This is a genomic window from Nocardiopsis protaetiae (genome assembly GCF_045446735.1).
In the GTDB taxonomy this organism is placed as follows: domain Bacteria; phylum Actinomycetota; class Actinomycetes; order Streptosporangiales; family Streptosporangiaceae; genus Nocardiopsis; species Nocardiopsis protaetiae.
The window spans coordinates 21,315-33,621 of the sequence record NZ_JBJJBV010000011.1; the positions used below are offsets into that span (position 1 = coordinate 21,315).

9 protein-coding genes and 2 riboswitches are annotated in these 12,307 nt (G+C 77.5%); of the genes, 1 reads left to right on the forward strand and 8 read right to left on the reverse strand.

The window, feature by feature from the left end:
- Positions 1-117 precede the first annotated feature (117 nt).
- Genes cobBC through ACJOT3_RS03030 form a run of 3 tightly spaced genes read right to left on the reverse strand, consistent with a single transcriptional unit; the run spans position 118 to position 5,464 of the window.
- Positions 118-2,742, reverse strand: coding sequence for a bifunctional hydrogenobyrinic acid a,c-diamide synthase/histidinol phosphate aminotransferase CobBC (gene cobBC / locus ACJOT3_RS03020; protein WP_406968480.1), 2,625 nt, complete (start codon positions 2,740-2,742; stop codon positions 118-120).
- Positions 2,736-3,350 (reverse strand): cob(I)yrinic acid a,c-diamide adenosyltransferase, encoded by a 615-nt coding sequence (gene cobO, locus ACJOT3_RS03025; RefSeq protein WP_406968482.1) that lies wholly within the window; start codon positions 3,348-3,350, stop codon positions 2,736-2,738. The genes cobBC and cobO overlap by 7 nt, the downstream gene beginning before the upstream one ends.
- Positions 3,350-5,464: a VWA domain-containing protein gene (locus ACJOT3_RS03030; RefSeq protein ID WP_406968484.1), complete on the reverse strand. Its 2,115-nt coding sequence runs from the start codon at positions 5,462-5,464 to the stop codon at positions 3,350-3,352. The genes cobO and ACJOT3_RS03030 overlap by 1 nt, the downstream gene beginning before the upstream one ends.
- A gap of 27 nt (positions 5,465-5,491) precedes the next feature.
- Positions 5,492-5,627, reverse strand: a riboswitch (cobalamin riboswitch).
- A 55-nt stretch (positions 5,628-5,682) separates the two neighbouring features.
- Between ACJOT3_RS03030 and cbiE the strand changes: the two genes are divergently transcribed.
- Positions 5,683-6,915: a precorrin-6y C5,15-methyltransferase (decarboxylating) subunit CbiE gene (gene cbiE / locus ACJOT3_RS03035; protein WP_406968486.1), complete on the forward strand. Its 1,233-nt coding sequence runs from the start codon at positions 5,683-5,685 to the stop codon at positions 6,913-6,915.
- A gap of 257 nt (positions 6,916-7,172) precedes the next feature.
- On the opposite strand, the gene ACJOT3_RS03040 is transcribed toward cbiE, so the two are convergent.
- The 5 genes from ACJOT3_RS03040 to ACJOT3_RS03060 form a co-directional block, all read right to left on the reverse strand.
- Complete coding sequence (locus ACJOT3_RS03040) at positions 7,173-7,940, reverse strand: cobalt-precorrin-4/precorrin-4 C(11)-methyltransferase (RefSeq protein ID WP_406968488.1); 768 nt, start codon at positions 7,938-7,940, stop codon at positions 7,173-7,175.
- The gene (locus ACJOT3_RS03045) at positions 7,925-9,454 is read right to left on the reverse strand and encodes a precorrin-2 C(20)-methyltransferase (RefSeq protein ID WP_406968490.1); all 1,530 of its coding nucleotides are present in this window, start codon (positions 9,452-9,454) and stop codon (positions 7,925-7,927) included. The genes ACJOT3_RS03040 and ACJOT3_RS03045 overlap by 16 nt, the downstream gene beginning before the upstream one ends.
- Positions 9,451-10,116 (reverse strand): precorrin-8X methylmutase, encoded by a 666-nt coding sequence (locus ACJOT3_RS03050; protein WP_406968492.1) that lies wholly within the window; start codon positions 10,114-10,116, stop codon positions 9,451-9,453. Before ACJOT3_RS03050 ends, ACJOT3_RS03045 begins: the two co-directional genes overlap by 4 nt.
- Positions 10,113-11,021 carry a ferredoxin-like domain-containing protein gene (locus ACJOT3_RS03055; protein WP_406968494.1) on the reverse strand — a complete coding sequence of 303 codons (909 nt, stop codon included), beginning with the start codon at positions 11,019-11,021 and terminating at the stop codon, positions 10,113-10,115. The genes ACJOT3_RS03050 and ACJOT3_RS03055 overlap by 4 nt, the downstream gene beginning before the upstream one ends.
- 56 nt (positions 11,022-11,077) lie before the next feature.
- Positions 11,078-11,283, reverse strand: a riboswitch (cobalamin riboswitch).
- Positions 11,284-11,575: 292 nt separating this feature from the next.
- Positions 11,576-12,307 carry a PepSY domain-containing protein gene (locus ACJOT3_RS03060; protein ID WP_406968496.1) on the reverse strand — a complete coding sequence of 244 codons (732 nt, stop codon included), beginning with the start codon at positions 12,305-12,307 and terminating at the stop codon, positions 11,576-11,578.

The window sequence follows — 12,307 nt, forward strand, 5'->3', positions numbered from 1 at the left end:
GCCGTTCCCAGGCCCGCCGGGACTGTGATGCGGCGCCGCTGTTCCCCCGCTCCCCGGCTGCCCGGCCTTCCCGGGCGGCGGCCGGCAGCGGCGCTCGCCCGGGTGCGTGGGCCAGGGTCAGGCTCGGGCGGCGATGGCGAGCAGCGTCGGGGCCTCGGCGACCCAGCTCTCCAGGGCGTCCAGGAACCGTGCGGTGGCCGCGGGTGGACGTACCGCGATCCTCACCCAGGAGGCGTCCAGGCCGGGAAAAGTGTCCGCCCGGCGCACGGCGATACCGCTGGTGCGCAGGTGGGCGTGGCCGCCCTCACCGATGCGGGCCAGCACGAACGGCGCGCGAGAGGGCACAAAATCCACCCCGGCCCGGCGGAGGCCGTCCTCCAGCGGGGCCCGCCACCGGTCGAGGGTGCGAGCGCGGTCGGCGGCCTCGGCCGCCGCACGCGGGTCCGCCGTGCAGGCGACCATGGCCGCGACGGCCGGTGCGGACACCGACCACGGCGTCTGAGCCCGGGCCAGCTCGCGGACGACGGCCGGGTCGCCGACGACGTACCCCGCGCGGATGCCCGGGATCGACCAGTGCTTGGTGAGACTGCGCAGCACCACCACCCCCTCCAGCTCCTCCCCCGCCAGGGACGCGGGCTCGCCGGGGACGGCGTCCATGAACGCCTCGTCCACGACCAGCAGGCGCCCCGGGCGGCGCAGCGCGCGCAGGGTCTCGGCCGGGTGCAGGAGCCCGGTGGGGTTGACGGGATTGCCCACCACCACGAGGTCGGCGTCCTCGGGAACCGCTTCGGGGCGCAGCGCGAAGCCGTCCCGGGCGGTGCACAGCACCGGGGTGACCCGGTGCCCGGCCTGTTCGAGCGCGGCGTGCGGCTCGGTGAACTGGGGGTGCACGACCACCGGCCGGTGCCAGGCCCGCAGCCGGGCCAGCAGCGTGAACGCCTCCGCCGCACCGGCGGTGGGCAGCACGCCGTCGGGTTCGCGGCCGTGGTGGCGGGCGATCGCGGTGCGGGCCGGGGCGGGGTCCGGGTAGGCGGCGGCGTCGGCCAGGCTCGCGTGCAGGGCCCGGTCGAGCCAGGCCGGGCGCGGCCCCGCGTACACGTTGACGGCCAGGTCCAGCAGCCCGCCGCCGGTCTCGGCGTCCCCGTGGTGCCGCAGCGGATCGGCCACATGCTCGGGTTCGCGGTCGGGGGCCGGGGCCGAAGGCGCGGCCGCGCGGGCGGGGTCGATGCCCGCGTGCGCTCCGCCACCGGGCGCAGGGCCGTCGGTCGCGGGGTGGGCGGCGGCCGTGTGCGATCCGGCGCCGCGCGTGAGGGGTGCGGCCGCAGACGTTTCGACTGCGCGGGCGGGGCCGGCGGCCGGATTCACCGGGGCGGCGGGCGCGGCGGCAGTGGCGTTCGCCGGGGCGGCGGTGGCGAAGCGGGCGGCCAGCTGGGGGTGTCCGGCCCAGTGGACGTGCAGGTAGGAGGCGTGCAGGGTCGGCGAGGCGAACCCCTCCGGGGCTCCCTCGATCTCCCACGCCGGGCCGTCCGCCCCGGTCGCCGGGGTGGTGCGGGTGCGGTGGAACTCGTGCCCGGTCACCCGCTCCCCCGCCCGGGTCAGCAGCGTGTCCCGCGGCGAGACCGCCTCCGGGTAGCGCAGGGTCAGGCGTTCGGTCATCCGGGCGTCCGCCCCCAGGGCACCGACCATGGGCCGCCCGTCCAGGGACCGGGCGAGGTAGAGCAGCCCCGCGCACTCGGCGACGGTGGGCACCCCGTCCAGCACCGCCTCCCGGAGTTCGGCGGCCAGCGCGCGGTTGGCGGACAGCGCCCCCGCGTACACCTCCGGGAAGCCGCCGCCGAGGTAGACGCCGCGGGTCCCCGGGGGCAGCCCCGGGTCGGTGAGCGGGTCGAACGCCCGCACGTCGCATCCGGCGGCGCGGAGCAGCTCCTCGGTCTCGGCGTAGCGGAAGGTGAAGGCGCGCCCCTGGGCCACCGCCACCACCGGGCGCCCGCCCACCCGGTCACCGGCCTCGGCGGCCGGGTCCCAGGGCCGGGCGTCCAGGGCGGGTGCCGAGCGGGCCAGCTCCAGCACCGCGTCCAGGTCGACGTGGGCGGCGATGTGCTCGCCCAGCCGGGCCACCACCCGTTCGGACTCCGAGCGTTCGGCGGCCGGGACCAGGCCCAGGTGCCGGGAGGGGCGCGCGATCCGCTCGTCGTGGGGCACCACGCCGAGGACCGGCAGCCGGGTGGAGCGGGTGATCTCCGCGATGTTGCGCGCCGATCCGGCGCGGTTGAGGATCACGCCCGCGACCCGCACCGACGGGTCGTAGTCGGCCATGCCCGCCACCAGGGCGCCCACCGACCGGGACATGCGGGACACGTCAACGACCAGCACGACCGGCGTCCGGGTGAGCGCCGCGACGTGCGCCGACGAGGCGAACCCGTCGGTGCCGATCCGCCCGTCGTGCAGCCCCATGACCCCCTCGACGACCGCGACGTCGGCGCCGCGCGCCCCGTGCAGGAGCAGCGGCGCCACCCGCCCCTCCCCCACCAGGTGGGGGTCGAGGTTGCGGCCGGGGCGCCCGGTGGCCAGGGCGTGGTAGCCGGGGTCGATGTAGTCCGGGCCGACCTTGTGCCCGCTCACGGTGTGCCCGGCGGCGCGCAGCGCGGCCATGAGCCCGGTCGCGACCGTGGTCTTGCCCTGGCCCGTCATGGGTGCGGCGACCATGACCCGGGGCGGCGCGGTCGCCGGCGCGGTCACCATTCGATGCCCCGCTGCCCCTTCCGGCCCGCGTCCATGGGGTGTTTGACCTTGGTCATCTCGGTGACCAGGTCGGCGGCCTCCAGCAGCCGGGGGTCGGCGCGCCTGCCGGTGACGACCACGTGCTGGCGGCCCGGCCGGTCCACCAGGGCCGCCACCACATCCTCCACGTCGACCCAGCCCCAGTTGATGGGGTAGGTGAACTCGTCGAGGATGAGCAGGTCGTGGCGCTGGTCGGCGAGGCGGCGCTTGATCTCCGCCCAGCCCTCGGCGGCGTCCGCGGCGTGGTCCTCGGTGCTGCCCTGGCGGCGGCTCCAGGACCAGCCCGAGCCCATCTTGTGCCATTCGACGGGGCCGCCCTCGCCGGTCTCCTCGTGGAGCCTGCCCAGGCGTTCGAGCACGGTCTGCTCACCGATGCGCCACTTGGCGGACTTGACGAACTGGAACACGCCGATCCGCCAGCCCTGGTTCCAGCCGCGCAGGGCGAGCCCGAACGCGGCCGTGGACTTGCCCTTGCCGTCGCCGGTGTGCACGGCCAGCACGGGCTGGTTGCGGCGCTGGCGGGTGGTGAGCCCGTCGTCGGGGACGGTCAGCGGCTTTCCCTGCGGCATCAGGCAGCCCTCTCCTTCACTGCGGCGCCGAGTCGTTCGGCGCTGACCTCGGACACGGGAAGGTGGTCGGCGCCCAGGCGCCGGGCCAGGTCGGCGGCCAGCCCCAGCCGCAGCGGCCCGGACTCCCCGTCCACCACGACGGTGGTGACGCCCAGTCCGGCGACGTGGTCGGCGGCGCCGAACGCGCGCCCGACGGCGCCCGGGCCGCCGGTGGCGCGGCCGTCGGTGACGACGACCAGGAGGGGGCGGGTGCGCGGGTCGCGGAGCCGCTCGCGCCGCAGGACCCGGGCCGCCTCCAGCAGTCCTTCGGCGAGCGGGGTGCGTCCCCCGGCGGGCAGGCCGTCGAGGCGGGCGGCGGCGATGTCCACGGAGCGGGTGGGCGGCAGGACGAGTTCGGCGGTCCGGCCCCGGAAGGTGACCAGGCCGACCTTGTCGCGGCGCCGGTAGGCGTCCAGGAGCAGGGACAGGATCGCGGTCTTGACCTCGGTCATGCGCTTGCGGGCGGCCATGGACCCGGAGGCGTCGACGCAGAACAGCACCAGGTTGGTCTCCTGGCCCTCCCGGACGGCGACGCGCAGGTCGCGGGGGTGCAGGCGCAGGCGCCCGCCGCTCTGCGGGCGCAGCGCGGCGGCCCGGACGGTCTCCACGAGGTGGAGGGCCGAACCCGTGCCGGGGCCGGGCGGCGCGGCGCCGACCCGGCGGCCGCGCACGCCGGTGGCGCGGCTGCGGCGGCCGTCGGCGCCCTCGCCGGTCCCGCGCACGGTGAACTTGCGGGTGCGGTAGGGCGCGGCGGCCCCGACCCGGGCGGCCTCGGGTGCGGGGGGCGGTGCCGGGGCGGGGGCCTCGGCGTCCGGGCCGGCGGGGGGCTCGGAGGCTTCGGGGGCCGGGTCCGTGTCGTGAGAGGCACCCGGGTCCGCCGGTCCGGGGTCGCCCGGGGGCTCCTGCGAGGGGCCGTCCGGGGGCGTGTCGGCGCGGTCCCCGCCCTCGGGACCGGGGTTGTCGGGTTCGGGGTCGTCGCCGTCGGCGGGTCCCTCGTCCGGCCCGTCGTCCGGGGCGGGCGGCCCCGGGGGTTCGGGCGGCTCCTCCTCCCCCAGGACCCGGTCGAGGATCTCCTCGTCGATGCCCGGCGCGTCGAAGGGGTTGCGGCGCCGCCGGTGCGGCAGCGCCAGCAGGGCCGCCCGTCGGATGTCGGCCCGGGTGACCGAGGTCCGCCCCTGCCAGGCGGCGTGCGCGACGGCGGTGCGGGCGGTGACGATGTCCGCGCGCAGGCCGTCCACCTCGTAGGCGGCGCACACCTCGGCGATCTTCAGCAGCGCCCCCTCCGAGAGCCGGACCCGGCCCAGGGTCTCCCGGGCCCGCGCGATGCGCGCGGCCAGGGCCTCCTCGGCCGCCCGGTAGCGCCCGGCGAACGCGGCGGGGTCGGCGTCGTAGGCCATGCGCCGCCGGACCACCTCGGCGCGCGCCGCCGGGGCGGCCGGGGCGGCGACCTCGACGGTGAGCCCGAACCGGTCCAGGAGCTGCGGGCGCAGCTCGCCCTCCTCGGGGTTCATCGTGCCGATGAGCAGGAAGCGGGCCCCGTGCTCCACCGAGAAGCCGTCGCGTTCGACGGTGGCCCTGCCGGTCGCGGCGGCGTCCAGCAGCAGGTCGACCAGGTGGTCGTGGAGCAGGTTGACCTCGTCGACGTAGAGCAGGCCCCGGTGGGCGCGGGCGAGCAGCCCGGGTTCGTAGGAGACCTTGCCGTGGGTGAGGGCCTGCTCCAGGTGCAGCGAGCCCAGCACCCGGTCCTCGGTGGCGCCCACGGGCAGCTCCACCAGCCGGACGGGGCGGGCCTCCACCGGGGTGCCCGACCCGAAGGGGCCGTCGGGGGACTCCTGCGCGGGGTCGTCGGGGTCCACGGAGAACCTGTCCCCGCGGTGCACCCGGACCGGCGGCAGCAGGGAGGCCAGGGCGCGCACCGCCGTGGACTTGGCGGTCCCCTTCTCCCCCCGCACCAGGACACCCCCGATCTCGGGGGAGACGCTGGCCAGGACCAGGGCCAGGCCGAGGTCGTCCAGCGGTTCGGCGTCGCAGCCGACGATCGCGGAGAACGGGTAGTGCGATGGCCGCAATGGCATGGGTGAGGCTCCCGCTCGTTTCGCCATGGGTCTGACGGATGCGGGGCCGGTCTTCGGACTTGCCGGGTCCCCCTGGTCGGGGGCCCGGTTCACCGCAGCGGGCCTGTGCCGGAATCTCACCGGGCTTCCCAGATTCTCCCCGACCGCCCTTCCCACCGTTTCCGAAGGTGGGGAGGCCGGGGCACCTCGCACCAGGGTCCGACGATAGCGTCCGGTCCATGAGCACCGATACCCACCCCACCCCCGAACCCCGCGTGACCGTCGTCGGCGTGGGCGCCGACGGCTGGCCGGGGGTGCCCGAACGGTTGCGGCACCTGGTGCTGGAGGCGGACACGGTGCTGGGTGGTCGCAGGCACCTGGCGATGCTGCCGGACCGGGCGGGGCAGCGCCGCGAGGTCTGGCCCTCCCCGCTGCGGGAGGGGCTGCCCGGGCTGCTCGCCTCCTGCCACGGAACGAGCGTGGTGGCGCTGGCCTCGGGCGACCCGCTGGTGTCCGGGGTGGCGGCCACGCTCATCGACCTGCTGGGCGCGGACGCGGTGCGGGTGGAGCCGGCGCTGTCCTCGGTCGCGCTGGCGCGCGCCCGGATGGGCTGGCCCGCCGAACGCTGCGCCGTGGTGACCCTGGTGGGGCGCGACCCGCGGCTGCTGCTGCGGTGGCTCTCCCCCGGTCAGCGCCTGCTGGTGCTCTCCTCGGACGCGGGCACCCCGGCCCTGGCCGCCGCCCTGCTGAGCGGCGCCGGGTACGGGGCCACACGGATGACCGTGCTCGGGGACCTGGGGTCGGACGCCGAGTCGCGGCTGGAGTCGGAGGCCGCCGCCTGGCCCGGGGTGGACCCGGCCGCCGTGCCCGCCCTGCACGTGCTCGCCCTGGAGGTGGCCGGGCCGCCCGGGTACGGGCTGGCGGCCGGGCTGCCCGACGACGCCTACGAACACGACGGGCAGCTCACCAAGCGGGACCTGCGCGCCTCCGCGCTGGCCCGGCTGGCGCCCGCCCCGGGCCAGCACCTGTGGGACGTGGGCGCGGGCGCCGGGTCGGTGGGGATCGAGTGGATGCGCGCGCACCCGACCTGCGCGGCGACGGCGGTGGAGGCCGATCCCGGGCGGGCCGAACGGATCGGCCGCAACGCGGGGCGGCTGGGCGTGCCGGGACTGCGGGTGGTCGCGGGGCGCGCCCCGGAGGCCCTGGTGGCGTTGTCCGCGCCGGACGCGGTGTTCATCGGCGGGGGCGCGACCCGGCCGGGGGTCCTTGAGGCGTGTGTGAAGGCGCTGCGGCCGGGGGGCCGGCTGGTGGTGCACGGGGTGACCCTGGAGACCGAGCGGCTGCTGGGCGAGGCGTACCGGGACCGCGGCGGGGAGCTGACCCGGATCGCCGTGGAGACCGCCGCGCCGATCGGCGCCTTCACCGGGTGGACGCCCGCGCGCACGGTCACCCAGTGGTCCTGGCGGGCGTGACCCGACCGCCGGGCAGGACCGTCCGGTGGCCCCGGGACGGGGCGAGGGCAAGGCGGTCACCCCGTAGGTCCTGGGGGCCGTGATCACCGCCGCTGACAGGGCCGTCCGAGAGCACCGGGACGAGGCGGATCAGAGGCAGGGGCGGTCACCGGGCGGTCCCGGGACGGGGGCGGTCACCCGGTGGACCTGAGGCTCGGGCGACCACCCGGCGGCTCCGAGGCGCGGTCGGCCACCCGGCGGCCCCAGGACGCGGGCGGCTATCCGGCGGTCCCGGGGCGCGGGCGCGCCGGGTCGTAGAGGAAGGACTCCCCGCCGCCGTCCGGGTCCAGCGCCCGCCCGACCAGGATGACCGCGGCCTGCCGGAACCCGGCCTCCTCCACCCGGCCGGCGATGTCGGCCACCGTCCCGCGCAGCACCGCCTCGCCCGGCTGACTGGCCCGGTGGACGACCACCACCGGGCAGTCGGCGCCGTATTCGGGCGCGATCTCCTCCATGAGCGGCCGCACCCGGGTGATCGCCAGGTGCAGCACCAGGGTGGCCCGGGTGGCGGCGAACGCCGCCAGGGACTCGGTCGGCGGCATGGCCGTGGACCGCGCCCGGGTCCGGGTGAGCACCACCGACTGGGCGATGAGCGGCACGGTCAGCTCCCGGCCGGCCAGGGCCGCGGCCGCCGCGTAGGCGGGCACACCGGGGGTGACGTCCCACGGCACGCCGTGGGCGTCGAGCCTGCGGGTCTGCTCGGCGAGGGCGGAGTACAGGGACGGGTCCCCCGAGGTCAGGCGCACGACGTCGCGCCCGGCCCGGTGGGCGCCGACCAGGCGTTCGGTGATGGCGTCCAGGTCCAGGCCCTGGGTGTCGACGAGTTCGGCGCCGGGCGCGCAGTGGGAGAGGACCTGCGGGTCCAGGTACGTCCCGGGGTAGAGCACCACGTCGGCGGCGCCGAGCATGCGGGTGGCGCGGACCGTCAGCAGGTCGGCGGCGCCGGGTCCGGCGCCCACGAAGTGCACGGTCACGGCTTCACCCACCGGGGCGTCCAGACCCGGCCGGACGGGGACACACGGGTCCCGGAGGCGCCGACGATGAGCAGGCAGCGCATGTCGACGGCCGCGGGGTCGAGCCCGGCCAGGGTGGTCACCTCCAGTGATTCCCCCTCCCGGCCCACGTCGCGGCCCACCACGACCACCGTGTCCGGGTCGCGGTGCTCCAGCAGGACGCGGCGCGCGGTGGCGAGCTGCTCGGTGCGCGAACGCGAGGCGGGGTTGTACAGGGCCAGGGCCAGGTCGGCGTCGGCGACGGCGCGCAGCCGGTGTTCGATCACCTTCCACGGCTTGAGGCGGTCCGACAGGCTCAGGACGGCGAAGTCCCCGCCGACGGGGGCGCCCGCCCGGGCCGCGACGGCCTGGACCGCGCTCACCCCGGGCAGGACGCGCACGGGCACGTCGTGGAAGCGCGGGTCCTCGGCGGCCTCGAACACGGCGGTGGCCATGCCGAAGATCCCGGCGTCGCCGCCGGAGACCACGGCCACGCGTTCGCCGGCCGCCGCCAGTTCCAGGGCGCGGCGGGCGCGGTCGAGTTCGACGGTGTTGCCCGAGGCGTGGCGGGTCAGGCCGGGGCGCTGGGGCACGCGGGCGACGTAGGGGCCGTAGCCGACCACGTGGTCGACCTGGGCCAGGGCCTCGCGGGCCTCGGGGGTGAGCCAGTGCTCGGGACCGGGGCCCAGGCCGACGACCAGGAGCTCGGACGCGGGGGCGGCGGGGCGGAGGGCGTCGGGGCTCGGGGCTTCGGCCCGGGGCGGTGCGTGCTCCCGGGAGCGGGCGCCGTTGCGGCTGTCCCCGGTGACCAGGACGAGCGAGAAGTAGGGGACGGTGTCGGGGTCGACCTCGGCCACGGGCAGGCGGCGTTCGCCCTCCATGGAGGCGCGCTCCACGTACACGGCGTGGTCCAGCCGCCCGGCCGCGGCGAGGGCGCGGCGCACCGCCGGGAAGGTCCGGCCGAGCTTCATGACGACGGCCGCGTCGGTGTCGGCGAGGCGGCGGGCCAGCTCCGGTTCGGGCAGGGTGCCGGACAGGACGGTGAGCACGTCCGTCTGGCGGGCCAGCGGCGCGGCCGCGGCGGCGGTGGCCGCGGTGAAGGCCGGGACGCCGGGCACGATCTCGGTCTCGTACCGCGCGGCCAGGCGGTCGTGCATGTACATGTACGACCCGTAGAAGAGCGGGTCGCCCTCGGAGAGCAGGACGACGTCGCGCCCGGCGTCCAGGTGGGCGGCCAGGCGGGCGGCGGACTCCTCGTAGAAGTCGGCCAGGGCGCCCTCGTAGCCGCCGGGGTGGTCGGCCGCGCCGGTGGTCACCGGGTAGACGAGCCGCTCCTGGACGGCGTCGGCGGGGATCAGGCCGGCGGCGATGCGGCGGGCGTTGGAGTCCTTGCCCGGGCCGCAGTGGTAGGCGACGACGTCGGCCGCCGCGATGAGCCGGGCGGCCTTGAGGGTCATCAGCTCCGGGTCGCCGGGGCCGACGCCCACACCGTGGAATCTGCCGGTCACTCCTCCTCCTTCGCGAGGGCGTTGAGGGCCGAGGCGGCCATCGCGGAGCCGCCGCGGCGGCCGCGGGCGAGCACGTACGGGATGTCGACGCCGTGGCGGTCCGCGAACTCCTCCAGGGCCTGCTTGGACTCGGCGGCGCCGACGAACCCGACCGGGCAGCCGACGATCGCCGCGGGGCGCGGGGCTCCGTCCAGGAGCATCTCCAGCAGGTGGAAGAGCGCGGTGGGGGCGTTGCCGAAGGCGACCACGGCACCCGCCAGCCGGGGTTCCCACAGGGAGACGGCGGCGGCGGAGCGGGTGGTGCCCCAGCGGCGGGCCAGGTCCGGGACGCGGTCGTCGCCCAGCAGGCACAGGACGTCGTTGTCGGCGGGCAGGCGGGAGCGGGTGACGCCGGTGGCGACCATGGTCGCGTCGCACAGGATCGGCGCGCCCGAGCGCAGGGCGGAGCGGGCCGCGCCGACCAGGCCCGGGTGGACGACGAGGTCGGCGGCGAGGTCGACCTGGCCGGTGCCGTGGATCATGCGCACGGCGAGGCGTTCGGCGTCGGCGGGCAGGTGGTCCAGGGACGCCTCGGCGCGGATGGTGGCGAAGGAGTCGGCGTAGATGGCGGGGCCGTCGTCGATGTAGTCGTAGTGCCGGGCGGGGCGGCGGGGGGCGGTCACCGGGCCTCCCCGGGGACGACGATGCCGCGCCAGGGGGTGACGACGAGTTCGGTGCCGCCCGCGGCCGGAGCGTCGGCGGCCGGGGCGTCGTCCGCGAGGGCTTCCGCGGCCAGGGCTTCGGCGGCGGCCCGGTCCAGGCCCTCCTCCGGAACGGGGACGTGGCGTCCGCCGCCGGGCAGCGGGCCGTGGGGCAGCGGCGGGGCCGGGTCCGGCAGGCGAGGGTCGGGCGGCTCCGGGGCGCCCAGCGGTTCGGGGAGTTCGGTGACGTGCCAGGGCGCGGTGGGGCCTTCGCCGCGCCGCTCCAGGAAGGTGTCGGCCAGGCGCACCAGGGCGTCGGCCGCCGCGTCGAGCCGCACCACCGGTCCGTGGTGCGCGCCGACCCGCAGCTGGGCGGTGTGCGCGTCGAGCGCGGTGAGCCCCAGGTCGCAGTCGCGTTCGACCAGGTCGCCGCGCCCGTCGTCGAGCACGAACAAAAAGCGGCCGGGCAGGGCGGCGCGGTGCGGGGCCGAGCACAGGGCCGCGTCCAGGGCCGCCGCGACGGGGCGCAGGTCGGCGCGCCCGCCCGACAGGCCGGTGAGCGGGGAGGCCATCACGTTGCGGACGAGTTCGTGCGTGGGCGAGGGCAGCAGGCCGGTCGCCTCCAGGGCCCGCAGGACGTGGGGGTCCAGGTGTCCGTCCCGGCCGGGCAGGGCGCGGACCTGGAGGTTGGCCCGCCCGGTCACGTACACCCGCCCCGAGCCGTGCTCCTGGGCGACGGCCGCCAGCGCGACCAGGGAGGCGGCCGGGAGGCGGCCGCCGATCAGGCGCAGCCGGACCAGCAGGCCGTCGTCGGCGGTCCAGGGCCGCCGGGCGCCGGGACAGCGGTCGCGGCGGGTGCGGGGCGCGGAGGCGTCCGCGGGGAGCATGCACGGTCCTTCGGCTCGGGGGCCCGTACGCGGGGCCCCACGGGTGGACCGGCGGCCTGTCGCCGCCGGCGCCAGCAGGTCTTCGGACTCGGGGTCGTCCGGTGCGGGGCGCCTTCCCGGGGCGGTGCCCCAGTGGCCGTCCGGGACACAGGGGTCCCCGGACACGCCCGCCCGTCACCCTCACCGCTGCGCGTCAGTCCCGGATTCGCACCGGGTTCCCTGCCCCACGACGTGGAGTACGACTGGCCCGAAGAGCGTACAACGCCCGTCACCGGTCCCGACCGGCGGTCTCGGGTTCCCTCCCGTCCGCCGGACGGGTACGGTACTGCGCCGACGGTCGCGGCCGGAACGTAGGGAGGCGGGGATGTCCGCTCTGCGCGCACTGGACGCCGTCCTGGCCGGGGCCCGCGCGGTCGTGGTGCGGGACACCGGTCCCGACGGCGGGCCGGGAAGGCGGGCGTGCTCGGCCATGCCGCCGAGCGTGACCGGCGGGGCGGGGGCCGGCCCCACCCCGCCGGTGTGCCCGGTCCCGCCCGCCCGGCCCGGCGGGCGGGTCAGTCGTCCTCGCGGACGTCGATGACCTCGCCCGACAGGTCGACGATGACGTCGTACTCGCGGCCGTCGGCGCCGCGCACCTCGGCCTTCCACACCTGGTGGCCGTCCTCGTCGTCGCGCTCGACCTCGCCCGCGTTGGCGCCCTCGCCCACGGCCGCCTCGGCGGCGGCCGCCACGGTGTCGCGGTCGGCCTCGCCCTCGGTGCCGGAGTTGTCCCAGGGGGCCGGGCCGCCGTCGGGGTCGCGCAGGTTCAGGCCGTTGACGGTGTAGACGTCGGCGTCGTCGCGCTCGCCGTCGTCGTCCTCCTCGTAGCGGACGCCGAGGGTGACCTCGGTGCCCTCCAACCCGCGCAGCTCCTCCAGCAGGGGGGCGGCGGTGCCGTCGCCGTCGTAGTCCTCCAGGACCGGGTCGGTGAGCAGCCACTCCTCGGGGCCGAAGTCGACGTCCACCCCGGCCACCTTCCAGTCGTCGTGGTCCTCGCCCCGGGCCTGGTCGGCGTCGGCGCGCAGCTCCCCGGTGAGCTGCTCCAGGCTTTCGACGGACCGGGTGGTCGAGGTGCCGCCCTCCCCGTCGGCGGGGTCGGTCGTCGGTGCGCTGCCGGCGGAGAACCCGGTGAGGCCGATCGGCTGGACCGGCTGTTCGGGGTCGTCGAGCAGCAGGTAGCCGCCGACCGCGCCGACGGCCAGGAGTCCGGCGGCGGAGGAGAGGAGGATCGTGGTGCGCGTCTGCAT